We start from the raw sequence: 23,302 nt of genomic DNA on the forward strand, positions 1-23,302 counted from the left end.
TCAGGCGGCTTTCCGGTGTGTGTCGGCCGCAAGACGCGCTTCGATCCGCGTCGCCATGGCCGCGCTGACGGATCCCTGCGGCCTGTGCTCGACCGCATCGGCGGCGCGGTTGAAGGCGTCGAAGGCGGCGCCGAATTCGTCGCGGCGGCGGTGCGAGATGCGCAGGCCGAAGTCGCTCTGCGCCGCCGCGTCGAGCGCATCGCGAAGCCGGGCAAGCGGGCGGGCGACCGCGGCCCCCCCCAGATAGCCGACGCTTCCGGCCACCGTCATCATCGCCAGCGCCAACGCGATCAGCAGGGCGCGCGCATTCGCCAGCGCCGCGTCGAGCGCGGTGCGCCGGAGCACCAGGTCGACCGTACCGAAATCGGCACCCGCATAGCGGATCGGCCGGACGAACCGCAGCCCTGCCCCGCGGCCATCGTCCGCGGCTGCGGTCACCGCCGATTCGCTGCCTTGCGAGATACGCGGTTCGCCGGCGCGCGCGACGTAGCGGCGACCGATCCGGCGCGGGTCGGCGGCAGCGCGGACGATCCCGGCCGTGTCGGCGACGACGACGTCGCGGATGCCCTGGTCGCGCGCCGCGTTGGCGACGAACGCCTGGAGCGCGGACCAGTCCTGTTGCTCGGGCGCGAGCCCCGCATTGTCGGCGGCGAGCACCGCGGCATTGCCGGTGACGAACGCCGCGATCGAGCTTCCCGAGACGATCGCCATATGCTCCAGCGTCCGCTGCTCGCGGCCGAGCACCAGCGAGACGCTGGCGACCAGCGCGACCGCGGTGACCCCGACGAGCGCCAGCGGCAGCTTGACCCTGAGCGACACGCCGCGACGCGTGGGCACCTCGGTCATCGCCGCCGATTCGCGCATCAGCGCGGCATGGAGCGCGGCGCCGTCGGCGAAGCGCGCGGCGGGTTTCTTGGCGAGCAGCTTGTCGATGATGAAGCGCAAGCCCGGCGGGCAATCGGCGGCGGAGCGCTCGATCGGCTCGACCTTGTCCTCCGCGATCTGACGCGCCAGCGTGGCTAGCCCGGCGCCGGGAAACGCGACCTTGCCGGTCACCATCTCGTACAATACCGCACCCAGCGAGAACAGGTCGGCACGGTGGTCGACCGTCAGGCCCAGCGCCTGCTCGGGGCTCATGTACCGAGGCGTGCCGATCAGCGTTCCCACCTGGGTGCGCGCGAGCCCGTCGCTTTCCGCCATGCGCGCCACCCCGAAGTCGAGCAGCTTGGCACAGCGGCCATCGGCGGAGAGCAGGATGTTGGAAGGCTTCACGTCGCGGTGGACGACGCCTGCGCGGTGGGCATAGCCCAGCGCGTCGGCGAGCTGGCAGCCGAGCGCCAGCACCCGCTCATAGGGCATCCGCCCTTCCTCCAGCACGACATCGAGCGGGCGCCCGTCGACCAGCTCCATCGCGATATACGCGGCGCCGTCGGCTTCCCCCACATCGTAGATCGTCGCGATATGCGGGTGGCTGAGCGCGCCCGCCGCCCGCGCCTCGCGAAGGAAGCGTGCGCCCAGCGCCGGATCGCGCGCGAGTTCGGGCTTGAGCGTCTTGATCGCGACGGTCCGGCCGATACCGGGATCGAACGCCCGGTACACGTCGGCCATCGCGCCTTCGCCAAGGCGAGCGTCGATCCGATAGCGGCCAAGCATGGTCATCACGCGAAACTACCTCAACGGGTTAACGACTCGTCGTAGCGTGCAAGCCTTAATCATTCGCTGCGGCTCACCGTCGGGCGCGCACGGTCGCCGCGATGCGCTCGGCACGGGCGAGATCGCGCGCGATCAGCGAATTGCCTGGATCGAGCGCAGCGGCGCGGCGCAGCGCGACAACGGCACGCACCGGTGCGCCGCCGTTGAGCGCCGCCAGCCCGGCCGCGCGCAGCCGCTGTGCCGCCGCCGGGTTGACCAGCGGCGCTACAGGCTTGGGTGCTGCCGCAGGTTTGGCCCGCGCCACCGGCGCCGGATGCGGCGACGGCGCTGACGGCAGCTTGCGCGGCAGCTCGATTCGCGGCGGTTCGCCGGGAATGCGCAGCACCTGCCCCGCGGTCAGTGTCCGCGGCACGTCGATGCCGTTGTAGCGCGCCAGCTGATACGCCTTCAGCCGATTGCCCAGGAAGCGCTCCGCCAGCCCGATCATCGTCTCGCCGCTGCGCACGGTATAGGGGAAGCTCTGCGGCCCGAGCAGGTCCTTGGGATCGTGGTCGATCGAATCGGCCAAAACCCGCAGCGACGCATTGGCCGGATCGCGCTTGAGCGCGCCGCGAACGCGCTTCCTCGCCGGATCGCGCTCGCCACGATCGAGCATCTGGACGATCGCGTCGACCTCGCTCGACGGTGCCGCGCGTACAGCGGCCGACACCGGCGGTGCCTTGGGCCCGTGCGAACAGTCAGCCAGCGCCAGCGCCGCGGCGACGGTGCCGAGGACACGGAAATTCATGCGGTAAGCCTTTCGATGGACGGCGCCGCCAGCCGATCGGCCAGCGCACCCGTATCGCGAACGAAGTCGACGAAATCGGCGGCGGGCAGCGGCGGGGAGAACCAAAAACCCTGGAAATAGCGGCAACCCTGACGGCGCAGCCACGCCAGTTCCTCAGGCCGTTCGACGCCTTCGGCGAGGACCCGGATGCCGAGTCCTCGGCCGAGCGCCAGGATACTCTGGCAGATCGCCTGGCTGTCGCGCCGGGTGTCGACTGCGGTCACGAATTCGCGGTCGATCTTGATCTTGTCGAAGGTCAGCGTGCGCAAGCTGCTGAAGCTGGAATAGCCTGTGCCGAAATCGTCGATCGCGATGCGGACGCCCAATGCGCGGACGCGCTCGAACAGCCGCGCCGAGCGCTCGCCATCGCCCATCGCGACGCTTTCGGTCAGCTCGAGCTCGAGTGCGGTGGCGTCCAGCGCATGGCGTTCGAGCGTGCGCGCAACGAGCACCGGCAGCGTCTCGTCCTCGAGCTGGCGCCCCGACACGTTCACCGCGACGCTGAGGTCGAGCCCCGCCTGGCGCCAGCCCTTCGCCTCACGCACCGCGGCATTGAGTGCCCATAGCCCGACCTCGTCGGCTAGCCCCGCGCCTTCCATGACCGGTACGAAGCGCGCTGGCGGCACAGCCCCCAGGACCGGGTGCCGCCAGCGGATCAGCGCCTCCGCGCCGCTCACCCGACCCGCCCGCGCGTCGACGAGCGGCTGGTAATGCAGCGCGAATTGCCGATGCGCGATCGCCTGGCGCAGATCCTGCTCCAACGCGAACCGCTCGCGCGCGACCGCAACAGGGTCGATCGCGGCCACCGTAGCGGAGGCGCCCTCCGGCAGCGAGAACGCCGCCAGCACGCGGAACAGCGACACCTGCGGACTGCCCGACTCGGATCGATGGCGGACCTCCCGCACGACGATTTCGGGCACGATCTCGCGCGCGCCGTCGACCACCACGTCGCCCAGCGCATAACCGATCGCGCGCATCGCCGCAGTGGCGGCGTCGGCGGCCGTGTCAGGGCCGAACCAGATCGCCAGGTGGCCGCGGTCGACGTGCGACACCAGCCGCTCATCGGGCACCATCCGCAGGATGCGCGCGACCAGCGCCAGCAATACGCGATTGGCCAGTCCCGGGTCGAAGGCAGACAGACGGTCGTAGTCGGCGAACGCCACGCCGCCAAGCACTCCGTCGCCATCCTCGGCCATCCGCACCAGCAGCGGCTCGCGGGTGGGCAGCCCGGTGACCGGGTGGCGCTGCTGCGCACGCTCGGCGCCCGCCGCGATCGCGTGCTCGAGCCCGTCGATGCCGCTGGCGAGTCGCACCGGCAGCGATGCCGACCCTGTCGGTGGCTGCAGCCGCTCGATCCGCGCCACCGACCGGCGGATCGCGCGATCGTGGATGAGCGCCGAGACCCAGGCCGCGACCACGAGCACGGCCGCCGCGGCGGCACCGGTTATCCCACGATCTGCCAGCCCGGCAACCGCAAGCGCCGCCAGCGGCACGAGCACGCCGGGCGGACGCAGCAGGGGAAGATCACGCCATTGCACACCGGGCGTCTACCGGCGCCAGGGATACCAAGGCGTTAAACGCCCACGCTATTTACCCCGTGCGAGCGAATGGCACCGCAGCGGCGGTGATCATGTCGGCGGCCTTTTCCGCGATCATGATCGTCGGTGCATTGGTGTTCGATCCGATCAGCGTCGGCATGACCGAGGCATCGACCACGCGCAGGCCCACAAGTCCGCGCACCCTGAGCGTTTCGTTGACGACCGCGCGGGCGTCGTCGGCCCGCCCCATCCGACACGTGCCGACGGGGTGATAGATCGTCTCGGCATGCGCGCGCACCCACGCGTCGATCTCGTCGTCGCTGCGCACCTCGGCACCGGGCGCGAGCTCGGCGTCGCGGTACGGATCGAGCGCGGCCTGTGCGACGACGTCGCGGCCGATCTTCACCGCTTCGCGCATCACCCGGCGGTCTTCGGGTGTGGCCAGGTAATTGGCGAAGATCGCGGGATCGGCGAACGGATCGGCACTGGCCAGCCCGATGCGGCCGCGGCTTTCGGGACGCAGCTGGCAGAGGTGGAGGGTGAAGCCATCCTCGGTCGGCATCACCTTGGCATGGTCGCGCATGATCGACAGCACCGCGTGGATCTGCACGTCGGGCCGCGACAGCCCTTCGCGCGATGCCAGGAACGCGCCCGACTCGAGGAACTGCTGCCGCCCCGGCCCCGCCCCGCGCAGCAGATAGTTCAGCCCGACCTTCAGCTGCCCCAGCCCACGCGTCGCCGCGAATGCGGTCACCAGCCCGCGGCTGCGCCAGTTCATCGTGACGTCGAGATGATCCTGCAGGTTCTCGCCGACCCCGGGCAGGTCATGGACGACATCGACTCCCACCTTGGCCAGCCGGTCCGCGTCGCCGACGCCAGACAGCTGGAGGATCTGCGGCGACTGCACCGCGCCTGCGCACAGCAACACCTCGCCCGACGTCTCGGCCTGTTGGGTGCGGCGCCCGACGACATAATCCACCCCCGTCGCGCGACCCCGTGTGATGCGGATGCGCGTCGTCCGCGCGCCGGTGACCACGGTCAGGTTCGCGCGTCCCAGCACCGGGCGCAGATACGCCTCGGCAGTGCTCCACCGCTTTCCGTCCGCGATCGTCAGGTCGTAGGGTCCGAACCCCTCCTGCCGCTCGCCGTTGAAATCGTCGGTTGTACCGTATCCGCCCTGCGCGCCCGCCTCGATCAGCGCGGCGTTGAACGGACTGTCGCTCTCGCCCGCCGAGATGCGCATCGGCCCATCCTGCCCGTGCAGCGGCCCGCCGCGGTGATGCCGCTCGAGCCGCTTGAAATAGGGCAGCACGTCGTCGAACGCCCATCCGGCCAACCCCATCTGGCGCCATTCGTCGTAGTCCTGCGGGTGCCCTCGCGCATAGATCATGCCGTTGATCGCCGAGCTGCCGCCCAGGCCCCGCCCGCGCGGCCACCACAGCCGCCGGTTATCAAGGTGCGGTTCGGGCTCGGTCCAAAAGCCCCAGTTATGCTTGCCCTTGGCCTTGATCAAATTGCCGACCGCCGCGGGCATCCGCACCGTCATCCCGGTATTGCGCCCACCCGCCTCGAGCAGCAGCACGCGTACCGCGGGATCCTGGGTAAGCCGCGCCGCGAGCACGCACCCCGCCGACCCGGCGCCGATGATGATGTAATCGTAGCCCGCCACGCGCCTCTCCCCCGCCCGTCGTTGCGGGCTCGCAGAGGGTAAGCGGGGATGGCGAAACGGTAAAGCCGCCCTACCGCCCGACCCAGTCCGCCACTTGCGCCGCAACCTGATTCGCCGCCTGGTTCAGCGCGGTGGCCGCCTGGTCGGGGGCGATCGCGGTCACCGTAACCCGCGCCTCGAAGCGCCGCTTGTCCACCGTCACCGCGCCCTCGCGAGTCAGCGATGCGTCGAAGGTCACCACGCCCTCGCGCGTGGTAGCATCAAGCCCGAACGTCCGCAGCTCGCCACCGAGCCGCGCACCCGGATCGTTGATCGACTGCGCGGTCGACAGCACCACGCGCCCCGTGCGTGCCGCCACGGTATCCGACAGCAACCGCGCGAACAGCCGCGCGGGCGGTTCGGCCCACACCGCGTCCGAGATGTAGGCGACGGTGGTCGGCGTCGCCTGCACCGGCACACGTGCGGTCGCCAGGGTCTGCGGCACGACCGGCACCTGAACCGTGATCGACTTGGCGGTGGCCGAGCTCACCTGCTGCCCCACCGGGACATTAGCCTCGGAGGTCAGCGTCAGCAGCGAGGGCGGCGGCTTGGCGCCGAAGCTGATGCATCCGGCGAGCGGCAGGAACGCGGCGACGGTCAGGAGGCGGCTCTTCATGTCATTGGCCCCATATCACTTACCTTTATAATCGGGGAGCTTGGGCGAACCGATCAGCGAGCTGGCGCCCTGCTGATCGATCTTTTCGGCGACCGACGACAGCGCCGTCGTCATCACCCGGAGATCGCGGACGAGTTGCCCGACCTCGGGGATCGTCTGCTTGGAGAATGCCTGCAAACCCGGCCGCGCATCGTCGATCGCCGAACTGAGCGAATCGGCGCTCTTCTGCGCGGAGCCGATCGCCTTGCTCAGGTTCTGCATCGCGGGCTGAACGTCGTTCGCCAACACGCCGTTGGTGGTCTGTGCCAGCGCGCCGATCTGCTGCGCCGCATCGCCCGCCTGCTGGATCGCGACCCGGGTCTGCGCCAGCGTCGCGGCGATCTCGGGCCCGCGATCGGCAAGTGCGTCGGACAGCCGGTTGGTGTTCTCCAATATGCCGGCAATCGAAGCCTGGTTGCGGTCGGAGAGCAGCGCGGTCAGCCGCTCGGTCAACGTCGACAGCCGCTCCAGCAGCTGCGGCGCCGAGTTCAGGATCGCACCGATGCCGCCCTGCTTGGTCGGAATCACCGGCACCCCGTACGGGCACACCGCCTCGGTATTCTCCGACGGGCAGACAATCGCCGCCGAACCTTTACGCGCGCCGTCGAGCGCCACCGTGCTGGTACCGGTGAAGCTGCCGAGCACGGTCGCGGTCGTGCCCTGCAGCACCGGCGTCTCGTCCTTCACCGAGATACGCACGCGCACGAACTGCGGATCGTTCTTCCACAGCGCGATTTCCTTCACCTGCCCCGACGGCACGCCCGAGTAAGCGACGGTGGAACCTTTCGCGAGGCCGTCGACCGACTGGCGGAAGAAGATGTCGTACTCCTTCTCGGACGTACCGCCCAGCCGCGCGATCCAGACAGTGAACAGCGCCAGCATCGCCAACAGGATCAGCACGACGGCGCCGACGAGGACGTGGTTCGAACGGGTTTCCATCAGCTTGCCCCTGCGATTCGCGAGGGCTCGACCCCGCGGGCATTGTTGTCGGCGGCGGACCCTTGCGAGCGCTGGCCGGTCTGCTCGGCCTTCACCTCGGTCGGATGCGCCTCCGGCTCGGCGTCGGCGGTCTTGTGCGCCTGTTGCGTGGCGACTGCGGCGCGGCCCCGCGGTCCTTTGAAATACTCCTCGATCCACGGGTGGTCGAGCGCGAGCAGCTCGTCGATCGTGCCCACCGCGATCACCTTCTTGTCCGCCAGCACCGCGACGCGGTCGCAGATCGCATAGAGCGTGTCGAGGTCGTGAGTGATCAGGAACACCGTCAGCCCGAGCGTCCGTTGGAGCGACTTGGTCAGCTCGTCGAATGCCGCCGCGCCGATCGGGTCGAGCCCTGCGGTCGGCTCGTCGAGGAACAGCAATTCGGGATCGAGCGCCAGCGCGCGCGCCAACCCCGCACGCTTCCTCATCCCGCCCGACAACTCGGCGGGGAACTTCGGCCCCGCGTCGCCCGGCAGCCCGGTCATCACCACCTTGTACGACGCAATCTCGTCGAGCAGCGACACCGGCAGGTCGGGATAGAATTCGCGCAACGGCACCTGGACGTTCTCGGCGACGGTCAGCGTCGAGAACAGCGCGCCGCCCTGGAACAGCACGCCCCAACGCTTGGTGATCTCGGCGGCTTCGGTGGCCTCCCGCCCGAGCGTATTCTCGCCGAACACCTCGACCTCGCCCGCCACCGGCGTCTGCAGCCCAATGATCGACCGCATCAGCACCGACTTGCCCGTGCCCGACCCGCCGACCACGCCCAGGATCTCGCCGCGCCTGACCTCCAGGTCCAAATTCTCGTGCACCACCTGATCGCCGAAGGCGTTCGACAGACCGTGGACGCGGATGATCGGGCCGGCGCCAGCGCCATTCGCGCCCCCGACCTGGGTCTCGGCTGCCATCAGTCCCAGCCGATCCAGGTAAAGAACACCGCAAAGAAGGCGTCGAGGACAATGACGAGGAAGATCGCCTGCACCACCGCGGACGTGGTCCGCAGGCCCACCTGTTCGGCGTCGGATTCGACCTGCATGCCCTGGAAACATCCGGCGATCGCGATGATCGCGCCGAACACCGGCGCCTTGACCAGCCCGATGTACAGGTCGGTGATCGGCACCACTTCGCGAATGCGCGCGATGTAGGTGACGGGCGGAATGTCCAGCGTCGCCCAGGCGAGGACCCCGCCGCCGATGATCGACAGCAACGATGCATAAAAGCCGAGCAGCGGCATCAGGATGACCGCAGCGATCGTCCGCGGCAGGACCAGCGCCTCCATCGGCGACACCCCGATCGTCCGCATCGCGTCGACCTCCTCGGTCAGCTTCATCGTCCCGATCTGCGCCGCGAACGCAGAGCCGGAGCGCCCGGCGACCATAATCGCGGTCATCAGCACGCCCAGCTCGCGCAGCGTGATCCGCCCGACCAGGTTGATCGTGAACGCTTCCGCCCCGAACTGACGCAACTGCACCGCCCCCTGCTGCGCGATTACGATGCCGATCAGGAAGCTCATGAGCCCGACGATGCCGAGCGCCGACACGCCGACATTCTCGAATTCATGGACAACCGCGTTGAACCGGAACCGGCGCGGGTGGCGAATGACCGCCAACGCGGCCAGCACGGTGGCGCCGAGGAAGCCCAGCAGCCCGAACAGCGTCTGGCCGGTCAGCACGATCGCGCCGCCGATCTCGCCCAGCACCCGGTTGAACGACGAGGGTGCGGGCGGACGCACCGCCGCGGGGTGATCGGCCGCGACCACTTGGTCGAACAGCGCCTTGGCGTCGTCGTTCAGCCCGTCGATGCTGGCATCGTTGCGCGCGGCGAAGCGGTGGACGATCCAGGCGCCGACGGTGTCGATACGCGCGACGTCGGACAGGTCGACGTGACGGACGTCGCCACCGACCGCCTCGAGCCGATCGGGCAGGTCGCCGAGCCGCGCGAGCAGCAGGTCGCCCGCGAAGCGCACCGTGCCGCCGTCCTGCTGGAAATCCGCCTTTCCGCTCATCGCCAGCTTCCTTGGGCGAAAGTCGCCGGTGCGGCAAGGCGATTGCGCATGACACGCGCGGCAAGCCAGCGTTTCACAAAAGCGTATCGACCGCGTGGATCAGCAGTCCGACCATACCACCCACCAACGTGCCGTTGACCCGGATATATTGCAGGTCGCGCCCGACCGCATTCTCCAGCCGCCGGGTGATCGTTTGCGCGTCCCAGCCACGCACCGTCTCCGACACCAGCCGGACGATCACGTGACCATAATCCGCCGCGATGCCGACGCCCACGCGCCGAACGAAGCGGTTGATCGTGCGCGCGAGGCGGGCATCGTCGCGCAGCGTATCGCCGAGCTGACGCAGCAGGTCGCCGAGCCGTCCCGCCATTGCCCGCTCGGGATCCTGCGCGATGCCCAGCAGCGCGGCGCGGGCCTGTTCCCACAGCCCGTCGAGCCAGCGCTGCATCGCCGGGTTGCCGAGCAGTTCCTCCTTCAGCGCTTCGACCTTGGCGCGCATCGCATCGTCGTAGCGCAAATCGTATGCAAGCCGGTCCAGCCCGTCCTCGGCGCGGACGCGCAAAGGGTGGGCGGGGTCGCCGGCCATGTCGGCGAGCAGCTTTTCCAGACCGTTGATGAGCTTGTCCGCCACCGTCTCGTCGAGCCCGGTCCAACGCAGGATCGATCCGGCGCGGTCGTGGACGATCTGGCGGATAAGGTGGTCGTTGGCCCCGAGCGCGTCCGACGACCAGCGGATGACCGAGGCGAGCAGCGGCTTGTGGCGGCCTTCCTTCATCGCCGCCGCGAGCAGGCCGCCGAGCAGCGGCGCGACCTGCGTCTCGCGCAGACGATTGCCAACTGCGCCCTTGACCATGCCACCCAGCCGCTGCGGATCGAGCGCCTGGAGCATCTGCGCGACGAGTTTCGACGCGCCCGCGCGAAAGCGTCCGCCCGCGCCTTCGGCCGGGTCGGTCAGCCAGCGCGCGGCGGCGGTCGCGACGTCGAGCCTCCGGCTCCGCCTGGCGATCACCGTGGGCACCAGGAAATTGTCGCGCAGGAACTGCGCCAGCTGATCGCCGATCCGGTCCTTGTTGCGCGGCACGATCGCGGTGTGCGGGATTGGGAGGCCGAGCGGATGCCGGAACAGCGCGGTCACCGCGAACCAGTCGGCCAGCCCGCCGACCATCGCGGCCTCGGCGAACGCCCGCACATAGCCCCAGCCCGGATGAACAGGGACCAGCGCTCGGCTGGCGAAGAACACCGCCGCCATCACGACGAGCAACGCGGTGGCGACGATCCGCATCCGCACCAGGGCGGCCGGTGGGGCCTCGCTCGCGCGGGAATTGGGCGTCATGCCCTCGACAATTCCCAAGACGCCGGATTGTTCATGCGCGCGCGGGACTTGCCTCCGTCACTCCGCAGGACCGTAGCCGATCGCCGGGCCGCCCGGGCGCCCTTCGATCACCGGCCCGTCCCGGTCGCCCGGGCGATAGGTGAGCAGGCGGCGGCTGAGCTTGGGCCCCAGCCAGTTCTCGACGCCGATCGCCAGGCTGAACGATGCGGGCACGATCAGCAGCGTCAGCAGCGTCGACAGCAGCAGCCCGCCGATCACGGTGATCGCCATCGGCTGGTTCCACGATCCGTCGCCGCCGATCGATAGCGCGGTCGGGATCATGCCCGCGACCATCGCCACCGTCGTCATCACGATCGGCTGCGCGCGCTTGTGCCCGGCATCGAGGATCGCCTCGCCGAAGGGCACGCCCTTGCGCATCTCCTCCAGCGCAAAGTCGATCAGCAGGATCGAATTCTTGGCGACGATGCCGAGCAGCATCAGCAGTCCGATCAGCACGGGCAGCGAGATCGGCTCGCCGGTCAGCTTCAGCGCCAGGATGCCGCCGAGCGGCGCGAGCAGCAGCGAGCCCAGGTTGACGAACGGCGGCATCACCTGCCGGTACAGCAGCACCAGCACGCCGAGCACCAGCAGCACGCCCGCGACCACCGCGATCGCGAAGTTGGTCACCATCTCCGCCTGCCACTTGGCGGAGCCCGAAGCGGCGTAATGCACGCCCGCGGGCAGGTTCTTCATCGCGGGCAGGTCCATCACCTTGGCGCGCTGCTCACCGCTGACCGCACCCGGCGCCAGATCGGCGTCGATCACGATCCGGCGTTCCTGGTTGAAGCGCTTGATCTCCGACGGCCCCGCGCCGAAGCCGATCTCGGCGACCACGCGCAAGGGCACGGTGCCGCCGCGGGCCACCGGCACCGGCAAGTTCTCGATCGTTGACAGGTTGCGCCGGCTGGCCGGGTCGAGCGCCACGCCGATCGGGATCTGCCGGTCGGACAGCGAGAATTTGGCGGCATTCTGGTCGATTTCGCCCAAGGTCGCGATGCGGATCGTCTGGCTCAGCGCCTGCGTGGTCACGCCCAGATCGGCGGCGACGTCCATGCGCGGCTTGATCACCATCTCGGGCCGCCGCAGATCGCCCTCGACTCGCGGCTCGCGTAGGCTAGGGAGCGACTTCATCGCCGCGGCGACGTCGTTGGCGGCCTTGTTGAGCAGCACCGGATCGTCGCCCGCCAGCAGCACCGACACCGCCCGACTGCTGCCGCCGCCGCCACCATCCTGACTCTGAAAATTGATCCGCGCGTCGGGAATCGCGCTCAGCAAGGGTTGCGTCTCGCGCTCGAAGTCGATGCTCGTGCGCTTGCGATCGTCCTTCAGCGTGATCGAGATCGATGCCTTGCCGACATCGACATATTCGACCGCGGTCTTCACTTCCTGCTGCCGGTTCAGGATCGCGGCCACCCGGTCCGCGACCGCCTCGGTGCGTTGCAATGTCGTGCCCGGCGCCATGCTGATCGACACCCGGCTGAAATCCTGGTCCTTGGTCGGCTGAAAGGTGAACGGCGTGCTGGCGAAGCCCCAGATCGTCATGAGGAACGCCACGCCGCCGATCGCCATCGTCTTCCACCGGTTCGCGAGCGTCCAGCGCAGCACGCGCATATAGGCGTCCATCGCACGCCCCTCGCCGTGCTCGGCATGGCCGTGGGATTTCAGGAAATAGGCCGCGACCATCGGCGTGACCAGGCGTGCGACGAGCAGGCTGATAAGCACCGCGACGACCACGGTGATGCCGAAGTTCTTGAAAAATTGTCCCGCGATCCCCGGCATCAACCCGACCGGCAGGAAGACGGCAACGATCGAGAAGGTGGTGGCGACGACCGCCAACCCGATCTCGTCGGCGGCGTCGATCGACGCCTGATACGCGGATTTGCCCATCCGCATGTGCCGGACGATGTTCTCGATCTCGACGATCGCATCGTCGACCAGCACGCCCGCGACCAGGCTGAGCGCGAGCAACGTCATGAAGTTCAGGTTGAAGCCGAGCAGGCTCATGATCCAGAAGGTCGGGATCGCCGACAGCGGGATGGCCAGCGCGGAGATGAACGTCGCGCGCTTGTCGCGCAGGAACAGGAACACGACGATCACCGCCAGGATCGCGCCCTCGACCATCGCGTGGATCGCGGATTTATACTGCTGCTTGGTGTATTTGACGCTCGTGAACCGCTCGATGAAGTGAAACTTGGGATTCTCCGCCTCGATCTTCTTCAGCTCCTTCTGCGTCAGGTCATACAGCTCGACCTCCGACGCGCCGCGCGCGCGGTGGATGCCGAAGCCCACGACCTGGCGCCCGTTCATCTTGGCGATGCTGCGCTGCTCGTACGATCCGTCGCGCACCGCCGCGATGTCGGCGAGCTTCACCGTCCGCCCCGCGCCGACCGGAATCTGCGTCTGGCCCAGCGCATAGGCGTCGGCGGCGTTGCCGACGATGCGCAGCGACTGTTCGGCCCCCGCCACCTCGGCGCGCCCGCCGGCGGCATTGATGTTGATCCCGCGCAACGCCTGGTTGACCTGCGCCGCGGTGACGCCGGCCGCCTGCATCTTGACCGGATCGAGGTTCACCCGGATCGCGCGATCCACCCCGCCCGAAGTCTCGACGCTCTGCATCCCCGGTATCGCGAGCAGCCGCTTGACGACGATCGTGTTGACGAACCACGACAGCTGCTCGAGCGTCATGTCGGTCGCCTCGACCGAATAATTGGCGATCGAATCGTCGTTGATGATGATCCGCTCGACGCGCGGCTCGATGATGCCTTCCGGCAGGTCGCCGCGAATTTTGGCAATGGCGTCGCGTGCGTCGGTGGTCGCGCGGTCGACCGGGGTGGCGAAGCTGAACTGGACGAAGGTGCCGCTCGATCCCTCGCTCACCGTCGAGTTCATCTCGTCGACGCCCTCCAGCCCGCGCAGCGCCGCCTCCACCTTCTGGGTGATCTGGGTCTCGATCTCGCTGGGCGCCGCACCCGGCTGGCTGACCGACACGTAGACCGCCGGGAAGGTGATCTCCGGGCTCTCGTTCAACTGCATGCGGTTGAACGAGATGATGCCTGCGATCGTCAGCGCGATGAACAGGACGATCGACGGCACCGGATTGCGGATCGACCAGGCGGACATGTTGCGGAACATGGGGTCAGCTCGCCTTGGTTGTGGTGGCCGCGACGGGGCGTACCGCCTGACCGGGATTGAGGAACGCGCCCGCCGACAGCACGACGCGCTCGGTGCCACTCAGGCCGCTGGCCACCGCGACGCCCGCGTTGGACACTTGCCCCACCTTCACGTCGCGGCGCGCGACCGTGCCCGCGCCGTCGACGATATAGACGTAATTGCCCTTGTCGTCGGTCTGGATTGCCGTTTCGGGGAGCAGCGGCGCGACGCTGGCGCCGCCGACGATCGCCGCGCTGGCAAAGCCGCCGGGGCGCAGCGCGGGATCGTATTTCAGCGCCACGCGCGCAACACCCTGCCGGGTCTGCGGATCGATGACCGGCGACACCTGCCACACCTCGCCCGCGAAGCTCTTGGCCGAACCGACCGGGGTCACCGACGCCCGCGCACCGGGCTGCAGGCCGACCAGGTCGCTTTCGGCGAGCGAGGCGCGCAGCTCCATCTGCCCCCCGGCCGCCATGCGGAACAGCATGCCGCTCCCCGAGCTGACGATCTGGCCCGGTTCGGCCTGGCGCGTCAGCACCAGCCCGGCGGCGGGCGCGCGGATGTCGAGCCGTCCGGCGCGCGCGCGCGATTCGCCCAGCGTGGCCTGCGCCACCCGCACCCGCGCGACCGCGGCATCGCGGGTCGCGGTACGGCGCTGGACGTCGGCCTTGGAGATGAAGCCCCGGTCGACCAGCTGCTTGGCGCGGTCGAGCTCGGCCTGCGCCAGCGTCACGTCGGATTGCGCGACAGAGACCTGCGCCGCGAGGCTGGCGGAGGTCTGGGTCTGCACCGACCGGTCGACGGTGGCGAGCACCTGCCCCGCACCGACCCACTGACCGGGCTCGACGAGGACGCGGGTGATCATCCCGCCCTCGCCCGCGACCCCGACCGGCATCTCGCGCCGCGCGGCGAGCGTGCCAGTGGCCGAGACGGTGCGATCAATGGTCTGACGGCCGGGCACGACGACGGTAACCGCGGGCAGCTGGTCCGCGACCTTGGCCTCGGGCTTGGCCGCGCGGCCGAAGACGAACCACGCGAGCGCCAGAGCAGCGACGACCAGGACCGCACCGATGATCAGCCGGCGGCGGCGCGCGGGCCGCGCGTCGGGGTCCGGCAGCAGCAGCGTGTCGCTTCCCTCGATCCGTCCCGATTCGTAGTTCATCGCCGCCACTCGTCCCATCCCCGCTTCGCCGACCCCTCGGTTGCAAACTGTATTAGAGCGATAAGTCACTTGGCTCAAGAGGGATCGTGCGCCCCCCCCCGCCTTCCTTCCAGCGCGACTGTGGCAAGGATGGGGCGTTCAGCTTTCGTTGTGGTGCCGAACCGCAGGCCCCGACCATGCCGCGACGGCAAGGGAGACGATCATGAAGACGATGGCAGCAGCGATGGCAGTATCGAGTGCGCTGGCGAGCCCTGCGGCGGCGCAGGACGTGCCGGTCGTGCCGATGGTTCCGGCGGCGGGCACCGTGCTGGACGTTAGCGCGCAGGGGCACACGACCCGCGTTCCCGATCAGGCGACGATCCGCGCGGGTGTCGTGACGCAGGCGGCGACCGCGGCGGCGGCGCTGTCCGACAATGCTGCACGGATGGCGCGCGTCCTCGCGGCGCTGAAACGCACCGGCATCGCCGCGCGCGATATCGCCACCGCCTCGGTCGGCGTCGCCCCGCAATACCGTTATGCCGACAACCAGCCGCCCGCGATCACCGGCTATCAGGCGACCAACAGCGTCAGCATACGCTTCCGCGATGTCGGGAAATCGGGCGCGATCCTCGATGCGCTGGTGGCGGAGGGCGCGAACCAGATTGACGGGCCCAATCTGGCGATTTCGGAGCCGGGCGCAGCGCTCGACGAAGCACGCACCGATGCGGTCGCCAGGGCACGCGCCAGAGCCGAATTGTATGCAAAGGCCGCGGGGCTGCGCGTCGCGCGCATCGTCTCCATCGCGGAAAGCGGCGAGAATGCGGGCGATCCCGCACCCCCGATCGCCTACATGCGCGCAGCGCGCGGCGAATCGGCGCAGACCCAGATCGCCTCGGGCGAAAAGGACGTCGCCGTCACCCTGTCGGTCCGCTTCCTGCTCCAGTAACGAAAAAGGGGCCGCCCGGTCCTGCCGGGCGGCCCCTTCGCCGAAATTCGGTCTGCGGCGGCGCTTAGCGCACGCTGCCGCGGCGGATCAAGTTGACGATCGCCAGCAGGATGATCGCACCCAGCAGCGACACCAGGAAGGAGGTGATGTTGAGCGGCTGGTTGTTGATCGATCCACCCGAGATGATCAGGCCGCCGATGAACGCACCGACGATACCAACGACGATGTTCAGGAAGATGCCCTGCTGCGCGTCGGTCCGCATGACTATGCTGGCAAGCCAGCCGATCACGCCACCCACGATAAGCCAGATGATGAGATTGATCATTACGCGGTCCCTCTGTTTGCCCCCGCTACGGTGCGGGTCTGCAGCCAAAGACTCGCGAAGCGCTGCGATTGTTCCGGGCGCGTACCGTCCTTCCTATAAGCCGTGATCCGGCCTCAATATTTCTGCTGGCGTTCGTACAGCGACTTGTAGTGCTGGATGCGGGTGACGCGCAGGCCTGGCATCCCCGACCGATCGATCGCGCGCTGCCACCCTGCGAATTCCTCGACGGTCAGGCTGTAGCGGTCGCACACGTCGTCGACCGACAGCAATCCACCGTTGACCGCGGCCACGACCTCGGCCTTGCGACGCACCACCCAGCGTGTCGTCGAGGGCGGGGGCAGCGAATCGACGGTCAGCGGCTCGCCGAGCGGACCGATGACTTGCGCCGGACGGATCTTCTGGTTCTCGATCATGCCAAACCCTTACCCGGGGCGTATCGCCCCATGTTCGTTCCTGTTGCAGCGGGTGGTACGCCCCGCGCCTTGAAGATCGCCTGAAACGCCGCGGTAAACGCGCTCTTCACTTCCTGCCCGATCGCTCGCCGGCCGCTCACTCCCCGCCCGCTCATTCCTTGTTCCACTCATCGATGGCGTGGGCGGTCGCGCCGTTGAAGGCGCCGTCGGCGGGGGCGAACAGCCGCGGATCGGGCGGCCCGTAGACGCATCCCGCCTGCGCCGCCGCGGTCGGGCTGGCTGCTTGCCGCGCCGCGATCCCCACCATCAGCACCGCCAGGTCGGGCGGCATCGCGATCGGCTCGGCATCGACGTCGAAGCGGGAGAAACTGAGGTCCAAAGCTCGTCCTTGGCGGATCGCCGGCAAAACGCCGTCGCACCCTCCCTAGCGCAGGCGTGGTGAAGGCTCGGTAAAGCCGGCCGCAACGCTTCGTACACCCGCTTTGCATCGCCGAGTGCCCGGTCCTATGTGGCGGGCATCATGAACCTTGCCGATTTTCAGCTTGCCGGCGGCCCGCGCCGGATCGTCGTAGCGATGTCGGGCGGGGTCGACAGCTCGGTCGTGGCGGCGCTCGCGCACGGCACCGGCGCCGAAGTGATCGGTGTCACCCTTCAGCTCTACGATCACGGCGAGGCGACCGCACGCGCCGGCGCGTGCTGCGGAACGCGCGACATCCGCGATGCACGCGCGGTGTGCGACCGCCTAGGCATCGCGCATTACGTCTTCGATCACGAAAGCAGCTTCCGCGCGCAGGTAGTCGACGCCTTCGCCGACGATTATCTCGCCGGGCGCACGCCGATTCCCTGCGTCCAGTGCAACATGGGGCCCAAGTTCACCGATCTGCTCGCGCTCGCACGCGATCTCGGCGCCGATTGCCTGGCGACCGGCCATTACGTCCGCCGGGTCGAGGGCGCAAGCGGTGCCGAGCTCCACCGCGGCGCCGATCCCGCGCGCGACCAGAGCTATTTCCTGTTCGCGACGACGCAAGAACAGCTGAACTATCTGCGCTTCCCGCTCGGCGGATTGCCGAAGGCGCGGGTGCGTGAGATCGCCGCCGAACTGGGCCTCGGCGTCGCGGCCAAGCCCGATAGTCAGGACATCTGCTTCGTCCCCGACGGCGACTATGCGGGCCTGGTCCGCAAGCTGCGCCCCGAGGCCGCGGCAACCGGCGACATCGTCGACCTGAACGGCCGCCGCCTCGGCACCCACCGCGGCATCGTCCATTATACCGTCGGCCAGCGTCGGGGACTCGAGATCGGCGGCACCCCCGAGCCGCTCTACGTCGTCCGCATCGACGCCGCCGCCGCGCGCGTTGTCGTCGGCCCGCGCGCCGCTCTGGCTGTCACGGCGGCGCGGCTGGAACGGACGAACGTGCTCGGCGCGTGGGATGGCCCGCTAACCGCCAAGGTCCGCTCGATGGCCAAGCCGGTGCCCGCGCGCTTCGACGGCAACCGGCTGGCCTTCGACACCCCCGAATATGGCGTCGCCCCCGGGCAGGCCGCGGTCCTCTACGCAGGCGAGCGCGTGCTGGGCGGCGGCTGGATCGCCGAAACCGAGGCGGCGCTGCTCGCGGCATGACCGATACCGTCGCCGACCTCCAACGCCGGATGGACCCGCCGCTGCGGCGCTCGACTTCGAGACCGCGCGGCTGCTGCGCGATCGCATCAGCCTGCTGCGCGGCGCGAGCGAGCCGGTCGATCCGGCCACGCTCGACGCGGCGATTGAATCGGGCGGCCTGACTCGTCAGCAACCCGGCGCGATGGGGCTCGGCACCAGCCAGCAGCGCATAACTCCGCCCGAAGGCTGGGTGAAGCCACTCAAACCCGATCCGATGACAACAGGCCGATCTCGCCGCCGCTGATCACGGCAGCAGGAACGCCCCCTCGATCACCGTCACGCATCCGCCGCGCAGCACCACGCGGTCGTCCGCAACGGTGCAGCCCAGCCTGCCACCGCGCGCACTCGCCTGATAGGCGGCGAAGGTCTCGCACCCGAGCCGTTCGGCCCACCACGGCGCGATTACCGCATGCGCGGAGCCGGTCACCGGGTCCTCGTCGATGGCGAACGCCGGCACAAACACCCGGCTGACGACGTCGGTCGCGTCGCCCGGCGCGGTGGCGATGGCGACGATCGGTCCCTCGGCGGCCAGCGCGCGCATGTCCGGGCCGAGCGCACGTACCGCGGCCTCGTCGGGCAGCACCACGACCGCATAGCCCTTGTCGTGCCACAGCGTCTCGCAGCCCGCATCGGCGCCGAGCGCCGCGACGATGCTTGGCAGGGGCTTGGGGCTCGGCGTCCAGGCGGGCAGCGCCATCGCATAGCCGATCCCGTCCCGCGCCACCTCCAGCACCCCCGCCTGCCGCGTCGAGAACCGGACCCGGTCACGCGCGGTGTCCGACGCCAGCACGACATGCCCGCTCGCCAGCGTCGCATGGCCGCACAGCGCCACCTCGGCGGCAGGCGTGAACCAGCGCAGGTCGAAGTCCGCGTCCTCGGCATTCGAGGGCACGAAGAAGGCGGTCTCCGCCAGGTTGTTCTCCTCGGCAATGGCGAGCAGCGTCGCATCGTCGAGCCAGCGCGCCAGCGGCATCACCGCCGCAGGATTGCCGGTGAACGGCGAATCGGCGAACGCATCGACCTGGGTAAAGGGTAGTCTCAAAGGCGTTTCCCGAACCAATGCGGCGTCACGTCCGCCTCGACCAGCGGATTGTCGGTGTCGACATGCCCCTCTGGATCGAGGTGGATCAGCACCTCCACCTTGGGAAACGCGCGCTTGAGGTTGCGCTCGACGCCCTCGACCAGGTCGTGCGCCGCGCCGACGGTGAGGCGGCGATCGACCTCCATGTGGAATTGCGCGAAATCCTGCGCGCCCGATCGGCGGGTACGGAAATCGTGAATGCCCTTCAGCCCGTCCTGCCTCGCCGCGACATCGAGGAAGGCGGCGCGCTGGCGTTCGGGCCATTCCTTGTCCATCAGCTGGTCGATCGCGTTGGACGACGCCTTGAACGCCCCGAACGCCAGCCACAGTGCGATGGCGATGCCGAACAGCGGGTCCGCGCCGTGCCAGCCGAACCACTGATCGAGCACCAAGGCGGCGATCACCGCGGCGTTCAGCAGCACGTCGGACTGGTAATGGACGTTGTCGGCGCGGATCGCGACCGATCCGGTGCTGCGGATCACCCGGCGCTGATACCACAGCAGCACCCCCGTCGCGGCGATCGCGACGATCGACACGCCGATGCCGAATCCGGCGTCCTGCGTCGGATCGGTCTCCCCCATCGCCAGCACCGCGCGCCAGGCGATGCCGCCCGCCGACGCGGTGATCAGCGCGACCTGGAACAGCGCTGCCAGCGCCTCCGCCTTGCCATGCCCGAAACGATGGTCGTGGTCCGCAGGCTGCGCGGCGAGGCGCACGCCGTACAGCGTGACGAGGCTGGCGAGCAGGTCGAGCCCGGTGTCGGCCAGGCTCCCCAGCATCGCCACCGATCCGGTATGCCACGCCGCAAAGGATTTGAGCCCGAACAGGAACACCGCCATCCCGACGCTGGCGAGCGCCGCACGCGTCGCGAGCGGTAGCAGCTTGCGGCGTTCGTCGAGCGTCATGGGTAGAGCTGCCCCTCGGTCCACGCGTCCGCCCCAATGTCCTTGGCGCGCACGAACAGGCGGCGTTCGTGCAGGCGGTGCGCGCGATCCTGCCAGAATTCGATCGCCGAAGGAATAATCCGGTACCCGCCCCAATGCGGCGGGCGCGGCACGTCCTTGCCCTCGAACCGCGCCTGCATCGCGGCGAACCGCGCCTCGAAGGTCTCGCGCGAGTCGAGCGGCCGCGACTGGTCCGAAGCCCATGCCCCCAGCCGCGAATCGCGCCCACGGCTGGCGAAATACGCATCCGATTCGGCATCGCTTGCGTGGGAGACCGCGCCCTCGACGCGCACCTGCCGCCGCAGCGACTTCCAGTGAAACAGCAGTGCCGCATACGGCTGCGCGGCCAGATCGTCCGCCTTGCGGCTCTCGCGGTTGGTGTAGAAGACGAAGCCGTCCGGCCCATGCCCCTTGAGCAGCACCATCCGCGCCGAAGGCCGCCCCGCCATATCCACGGTGGCGAGCGCCATCGCATTGGGATCGTTCGGCTCGGACGCCTGCGCCTCGGCGAACCATTCATCGAACAAGGCAAAGGGGTCGGTCATCGCACAGCCCTTTAGGGCAAAACCATTTGGTCCGCCAACCGCGCGCGCTTATGTTCGGTGCGGAGGTGCGCGATGGCGACGATGGTAAAGCTGGACGACGAATGGCAGGCATATGCCGAGGAACTGGTCCACGATGGCCGCTTTGCTTCGGTCGAACAAGCTGTCGAAGCGGGACTGCGGCAGATACAGGCGGACTCGGAACCGCCACTGGCGCCCCATGTGATCGCGGCCATTCAACGGGGCCTTGCCGACGCTGACGCTGGGCGGGTACGCGATGCTGACGAAGTATTCGACCGGCTGACCGCCAAGTATCGAGCGCTGGCACGCGACGCTTGAGGCTGATAATCTCGGACGAGGCTGAAAACGGTTTCGATCGGATCGGCGCATGGATCGCGCGCGACAATCCTCGGCGCGCAGCCTCATATGTCGCTGAACTCCGCAAGGTCTGCGAGGCTCTGCTCACGTTTCCGAACCGCTTTCCTTGGGCCGACGAAAGCCTCGGTGTCCGGAAGCGCACCTATGGCGACTACCTCATCCTTTATAAGGTTGGCGACGATGATGATATCGTCACCGTAATCGCAGTGGAACACGCAGCCCGCGATCTCAGCCGCCTCCTCTGACCCCCGCGGAACGACTCCCGCCCCCACGGATTGAATCGCCTCCGCAACGAGGTACTCCCGCATGGCCGCACGCGCTTACTGGCAGGGCCAAATCCGCCTAGCCCTTGTCTCGATCCCGGTGGAAATCTATTCCGCCACCAAGAGCGGCGCCACCGTCTCGTTCAAGCAGATCCACGAACCCAGCGGCCAGCCGATCCATTACGACAAGGTCGTCACCGGCATCGGCCCCGTCGACACCGCCGAGATCATGAAGGGCTATGAGGTCGAGAAGGGCGAATACGTCCTGCTGCAACAGGATGAGATCGACGCGGTCAAGCTGGAGTCCAAGAAGACGCTGGAGCTCACCCAATTCGTCGATGCCAGCGAGATCGACGTCATCTATTACGAGAAACCGTATTTCGTCGTCCCCGCCGACGACCTCGCCGAAGAAGCCTTCGTCGTGCTGCGCGAGGCGTTGAAGCGCACGAAAAAGGTCGGGCTCGGCCAACTCGCACTGCGCGGCCGCGAATATGTCGTCAGCCTCAAACCCTGCGGTCGCGGCATGGTGCTGGAAACGTTGCGCTACGCCGACGAGGTCAACAAGGCGCAGAGCTATTTCCGCGAGATCCCCGACACCGCGCCCGATCCCGAGCTCCTCGACCTCGCCGAAGCGCTGATCGACCGCAAGACCGCCGCCTTCGATGCGGGCGAGTTCCACGACCGCTACGTCGATGCGCTTAAAGAGCTGATCGAGCGCAAGCGCAAGGCCAAGGGCAAGACGATCATCGAGGACAAGGACGAGGCCGCGCCCAAGGCGTCGAACGTCGTCGACCTGATGGCCGCGCTGAAGAAATCGATGGAGAAACCCGGCGCGAAACCCGCGGCGGCGAAGACGCCCGCGAAGAAAGCGCCTGCCACGAAGGCGCCCGCAAAACCCGCGGCGAAGAAGCGCGCCTGACGCATGGCCGACCCCCTCGCCCGGTACAATTCCAAGCGCGATTTCGCCAAAACCGCCGAGCCTGCCGGCACCCTCGCGTCCGGAAACGGCAACAGCTTCATCGTCCAGAAGCACGACGCCACCCGCCTCCACTGGGACTTTCGCATCGAGGTCGACGGCGTCCTCAAAAGCTGGGCGGTCACCCGCGGCCCGAGCCTCGATCCGAACGAGAAACGCCTCGCGGTCCGTACCGAGGACCACCCTTTGTCCTACGCCGCGTTCGAAGGCACGATCCCCGCGGGCGAATATGGCGGCGGCACGGTGATGCTGTGGGACCGCGGCGCCTGGGCGCCGATCGCGGGCAAATCCGCCAAGGACCTGGAGAAGGGCCACCTCCACTTCGTCCTCGACGGCGAGCGGATGAAGGGCGAATGGCTGCTGATCCGCTTGAAGCCCCGGCCCAAGGAACGCGGCGAGAACTGGCTGCTCCGCAAGATCGACGACGCCGAGGCCGGCGGCACCGACACGCTGGTCGACGAAGCCCTGACCAGCATCGCTACCGGTCGAACGATGGCGGAGATCGCGGAGGGTAAAAACCCAAATTCCTCCCCGGCACGGGGAGGGGGAGTGTCGGGCCGAACGCGCCCCGCGCGTTCGAGAGCCGTCCGGGGGACGGCTCGACCCGACGCTCGCGCGAAGCGCGTGGTGGAGGGGCAGCCCCAAGCGGTGTCGCCCTTGGCTACCCTCCCACCACGCTCCGCGCGGTCCCCCTCCCCGTCACGGATAGTTAAGAAAAAAGCCCCCCCCTTCACCGACCCCCAGCTCT

General features: G+C 68.6%; 23 protein-coding genes and 1 pseudogene. 7 read left to right on the forward strand and 17 right to left on the reverse strand.

Going from position 1 to position 23,302, the window contains the following annotated elements; genetic code table 11:
- The 11 genes from ACE5C1_RS07435 to ACE5C1_RS07485 form a co-directional block, all read right to left on the reverse strand.
- Nucleotides 1–1,659: a protein kinase gene (locus ACE5C1_RS07435; RefSeq protein WP_374943429.1), complete on the reverse strand. Its 1,659-nt coding sequence runs from the start codon at nt 1,657–1,659 to the stop codon at nt 1–3.
- Nucleotides 1,660–1,726: 67 nt separating this feature from the next.
- On the reverse strand, nt 1,727–2,440 hold the full coding sequence (locus ACE5C1_RS07440) for a LysM peptidoglycan-binding domain-containing protein (protein ID WP_374943430.1): 714 nt from the start codon (nt 2,438–2,440) through the stop codon (nt 1,727–1,729).
- On the reverse strand, nt 2,437–4,017 hold the full coding sequence (locus tag ACE5C1_RS07445; protein WP_374943431.1) for a putative bifunctional diguanylate cyclase/phosphodiesterase: 1,581 nt from the start codon (nt 4,015–4,017) through the stop codon (nt 2,437–2,439). The genes ACE5C1_RS07440 and ACE5C1_RS07445 overlap by 4 nt, the downstream gene beginning before the upstream one ends.
- Nucleotides 4,018–4,069: 52 nt before the next feature.
- Nucleotides 4,070–5,686, reverse strand: coding sequence for a choline dehydrogenase (locus tag ACE5C1_RS07450; RefSeq protein ID WP_374943432.1), 1,617 nt, complete (start codon nt 5,684–5,686; stop codon nt 4,070–4,072).
- A gap of 70 nt (nt 5,687–5,756) precedes the next feature.
- Nucleotides 5,757–6,341 carry an ABC-type transport auxiliary lipoprotein family protein gene (locus ACE5C1_RS07455; protein WP_374943433.1) on the reverse strand — a complete coding sequence of 195 codons (585 nt, stop codon included), beginning with the start codon at nt 6,339–6,341 and terminating at the stop codon, nt 5,757–5,759.
- A gap of 15 nt (nt 6,342–6,356) precedes the next feature.
- Nucleotides 6,357–7,319 (reverse strand): MlaD family protein, encoded by a 963-nt coding sequence (locus ACE5C1_RS07460; RefSeq protein WP_374943434.1) that lies wholly within the window; start codon nt 7,317–7,319, stop codon nt 6,357–6,359.
- Complete coding sequence (locus ACE5C1_RS07465; protein WP_374943435.1) at nt 7,319–8,266, reverse strand: ABC transporter ATP-binding protein; 948 nt, start codon at nt 8,264–8,266, stop codon at nt 7,319–7,321. The genes ACE5C1_RS07460 and ACE5C1_RS07465 overlap by 1 nt, the downstream gene beginning before the upstream one ends.
- Complete coding sequence (locus ACE5C1_RS07470) at nt 8,266–9,363, reverse strand: ABC transporter permease (protein WP_374943436.1); 1,098 nt, start codon at nt 9,361–9,363, stop codon at nt 8,266–8,268. Before ACE5C1_RS07470 ends, ACE5C1_RS07465 begins: the two co-directional genes overlap by 1 nt.
- 73 nt (nt 9,364–9,436) lie before the next feature.
- The gene (locus ACE5C1_RS07475; protein WP_374943437.1) at nt 9,437–10,696 is read right to left on the reverse strand and encodes a DUF445 domain-containing protein; all 1,260 of its coding nucleotides are present in this window, start codon (nt 10,694–10,696) and stop codon (nt 9,437–9,439) included.
- Nucleotides 10,697–10,753: 57 nt separating this feature from the next.
- Entirely contained in the window at nt 10,754–13,867 is a 3,114-nt protein-coding gene (locus tag ACE5C1_RS07480) for an efflux RND transporter permease subunit (RefSeq protein ID WP_374943438.1), read from the reverse strand.
- A 4-nt stretch (nt 13,868–13,871) separates the two neighbouring features.
- A complete protein-coding gene (locus ACE5C1_RS07485; protein WP_374943439.1) occupies nt 13,872–15,050 on the reverse strand; it encodes an efflux RND transporter periplasmic adaptor subunit in 1,179 nt (392 codons plus the stop codon).
- A 202-nt stretch (nt 15,051–15,252) separates the two neighbouring features.
- Between ACE5C1_RS07485 and ACE5C1_RS07490 the strand changes: the two genes are divergently transcribed.
- Complete coding sequence (locus tag ACE5C1_RS07490; protein WP_374943440.1) at nt 15,253–15,975, forward strand: SIMPL domain-containing protein; 723 nt, start codon at nt 15,253–15,255, stop codon at nt 15,973–15,975.
- 64 nt (nt 15,976–16,039) lie between these two features.
- On the opposite strand, the gene ACE5C1_RS07495 is transcribed toward ACE5C1_RS07490, so the two are convergent.
- The 3 genes from ACE5C1_RS07495 to ACE5C1_RS07505 all read right to left on the reverse strand — a co-directional run bounded on the left by ACE5C1_RS07495 (nt 16,040) and on the right by ACE5C1_RS07505 (nt 17,092).
- Nucleotides 16,040–16,297: a GlsB/YeaQ/YmgE family stress response membrane protein gene (locus ACE5C1_RS07495; protein WP_374943451.1), complete on the reverse strand. Its 258-nt coding sequence runs from the start codon at nt 16,295–16,297 to the stop codon at nt 16,040–16,042.
- Between the two features lie 116 nt (nt 16,298–16,413).
- A complete protein-coding gene (locus ACE5C1_RS07500; protein WP_374943441.1) occupies nt 16,414–16,713 on the reverse strand; it encodes a DUF1153 domain-containing protein in 300 nt (99 codons plus the stop codon).
- 151 nt (nt 16,714–16,864) lie between these two features.
- Entirely contained in the window at nt 16,865–17,092 is a 228-nt protein-coding gene (locus ACE5C1_RS07505) for a hypothetical protein (RefSeq protein ID WP_374943442.1), read from the reverse strand.
- Between the two features lie 141 nt (nt 17,093–17,233).
- Here ACE5C1_RS07505 and mnmA point away from each other — a divergent pair, with 141 nt between their 5' ends.
- Both mnmA and ACE5C1_RS07515 read left to right on the forward strand, forming a co-directional pair.
- Nucleotides 17,234–18,331, forward strand: coding sequence for a tRNA 2-thiouridine(34) synthase MnmA (gene mnmA, locus ACE5C1_RS07510; protein ID WP_374943443.1), 1,098 nt, complete (start codon nt 17,234–17,236; stop codon nt 18,329–18,331).
- A pseudogene (locus tag ACE5C1_RS07515) lies at nt 18,328–18,614 on the forward strand (UvrB/UvrC motif-containing protein). Before mnmA ends, ACE5C1_RS07515 begins: the two are co-directional and overlap by 4 nt.
- On the opposite strand, the gene ACE5C1_RS07520 reads toward ACE5C1_RS07515, so the two are convergent.
- Genes ACE5C1_RS07520 through pdxH form a run of 3 tightly spaced genes read right to left on the reverse strand, consistent with a single transcriptional unit; the run spans nt 18,615 to nt 20,940 of the window.
- Complete coding sequence (locus ACE5C1_RS07520; RefSeq protein ID WP_374943444.1) at nt 18,615–19,412, reverse strand: PhzF family phenazine biosynthesis protein; 798 nt, start codon at nt 19,410–19,412, stop codon at nt 18,615–18,617.
- Nucleotides 19,409–20,356: a cation diffusion facilitator family transporter gene (locus tag ACE5C1_RS07525; RefSeq protein WP_374943445.1), complete on the reverse strand. Its 948-nt coding sequence runs from the start codon at nt 20,354–20,356 to the stop codon at nt 19,409–19,411. Before ACE5C1_RS07525 ends, ACE5C1_RS07520 begins: the two co-directional genes overlap by 4 nt.
- The gene (gene pdxH / locus ACE5C1_RS07530) at nt 20,353–20,940 is read right to left on the reverse strand and encodes a pyridoxamine 5'-phosphate oxidase (RefSeq protein WP_374943446.1); all 588 of its coding nucleotides are present in this window, start codon (nt 20,938–20,940) and stop codon (nt 20,353–20,355) included. Before pdxH ends, ACE5C1_RS07525 begins: the two co-directional genes overlap by 4 nt.
- A 72-nt stretch (nt 20,941–21,012) precedes the next feature.
- Here pdxH and ACE5C1_RS07535 point away from each other — a divergent pair, with 72 nt between their 5' ends.
- From ACE5C1_RS07535 to ACE5C1_RS07550, 4 genes are all read left to right on the forward strand, one after another.
- Nucleotides 21,013–21,276, forward strand: coding sequence for a type II toxin-antitoxin system ParD family antitoxin (locus tag ACE5C1_RS07535; protein ID WP_374943447.1), 264 nt, complete (start codon nt 21,013–21,015; stop codon nt 21,274–21,276).
- Complete coding sequence (locus ACE5C1_RS07540; protein WP_374943448.1) at nt 21,273–21,560, forward strand: type II toxin-antitoxin system RelE/ParE family toxin; 288 nt, start codon at nt 21,273–21,275, stop codon at nt 21,558–21,560. The genes ACE5C1_RS07535 and ACE5C1_RS07540 overlap by 4 nt, the downstream gene beginning before the upstream one ends.
- Before the next feature lie 61 nt (nt 21,561–21,621).
- Nucleotides 21,622–22,497 (forward strand): Ku protein, encoded by an 876-nt coding sequence (locus tag ACE5C1_RS07545; RefSeq protein WP_374943449.1) that lies wholly within the window; start codon nt 21,622–21,624, stop codon nt 22,495–22,497.
- A 3-nt stretch (nt 22,498–22,500) separates the two neighbouring features.
- On the forward strand, nt 22,501–23,302 hold an 802-nt coding region (locus ACE5C1_RS07550), incomplete at its 3' end, for a DNA polymerase ligase N-terminal domain-containing protein (protein ID WP_374943450.1).

This window comes from Sphingomonas sp., from assembly GCF_964263785.1.
Lineage (GTDB): Bacteria > Pseudomonadota > Alphaproteobacteria > Sphingomonadales > Sphingomonadaceae > Sphingomonas.

What these genes read in the sequence shown, in the direction of transcription:
- ACE5C1_RS07435 (WP_374943429.1), bottom strand. Translation starts at nt 1,659, where the DNA reads ATGACCATGCTTGGCCGCTATCGGATCGACGCTCGCCTTGGCGAAGGC.
- ACE5C1_RS07440 (WP_374943430.1), bottom strand. Translation starts at nt 2,440, where the DNA reads ATGAATTTCCGTGTCCTCGGCACCGTCGCCGCGGCGCTGGCGCTGGCT.
- ACE5C1_RS07455 (WP_374943433.1), bottom strand. Translation starts at nt 6,341, where the DNA reads ATGAAGAGCCGCCTCCTGACCGTCGCCGCGTTCCTGCCGCTCGCCGGA.
- ACE5C1_RS07460 (WP_374943434.1), bottom strand. Translation starts at nt 7,319, where the DNA reads ATGGAAACCCGTTCGAACCACGTCCTCGTCGGCGCCGTCGTGCTGATC.
- ACE5C1_RS07465 (WP_374943435.1), bottom strand. Translation starts at nt 8,266, where the DNA reads ATGGCAGCCGAGACCCAGGTCGGGGGCGCGAATGGCGCTGGCGCCGGC.
- ACE5C1_RS07470 (WP_374943436.1), bottom strand. Translation starts at nt 9,363, where the DNA reads ATGAGCGGAAAGGCGGATTTCCAGCAGGACGGCGGCACGGTGCGCTTC.
- ACE5C1_RS07475 (WP_374943437.1), bottom strand. Translation starts at nt 10,696, where the DNA reads ATGACGCCCAATTCCCGCGCGAGCGAGGCCCCACCGGCCGCCCTGGTG.
- ACE5C1_RS07480 (WP_374943438.1), bottom strand. Translation starts at nt 13,867, where the DNA reads ATGTTCCGCAACATGTCCGCCTGGTCGATCCGCAATCCGGTGCCGTCG.
- ACE5C1_RS07485 (WP_374943439.1), bottom strand. Translation starts at nt 15,050, where the DNA reads ATGAACTACGAATCGGGACGGATCGAGGGAAGCGACACGCTGCTGCTG.
- ACE5C1_RS07490 (WP_374943440.1), top strand. Translation starts at nt 15,253, where the DNA reads ATGAAGACGATGGCAGCAGCGATGGCAGTATCGAGTGCGCTGGCGAGC.
- ACE5C1_RS07500 (WP_374943441.1), bottom strand. Translation starts at nt 16,713, where the DNA reads ATGATCGAGAACCAGAAGATCCGTCCGGCGCAAGTCATCGGTCCGCTC.
- mnmA (WP_374943443.1), top strand. Translation starts at nt 17,234, where the DNA reads ATGAACCTTGCCGATTTTCAGCTTGCCGGCGGCCCGCGCCGGATCGTC.
- ACE5C1_RS07525 (WP_374943445.1), bottom strand. Translation starts at nt 20,356, where the DNA reads ATGACGCTCGACGAACGCCGCAAGCTGCTACCGCTCGCGACGCGTGCG.
- pdxH (WP_374943446.1), bottom strand. Translation starts at nt 20,940, where the DNA reads ATGACCGACCCCTTTGCCTTGTTCGATGAATGGTTCGCCGAGGCGCAG.
- ACE5C1_RS07535 (WP_374943447.1), top strand. Translation starts at nt 21,013, where the DNA reads ATGGCGACGATGGTAAAGCTGGACGACGAATGGCAGGCATATGCCGAG.
- ACE5C1_RS07545 (WP_374943449.1), top strand. Translation starts at nt 21,622, where the DNA reads ATGGCCGCACGCGCTTACTGGCAGGGCCAAATCCGCCTAGCCCTTGTC.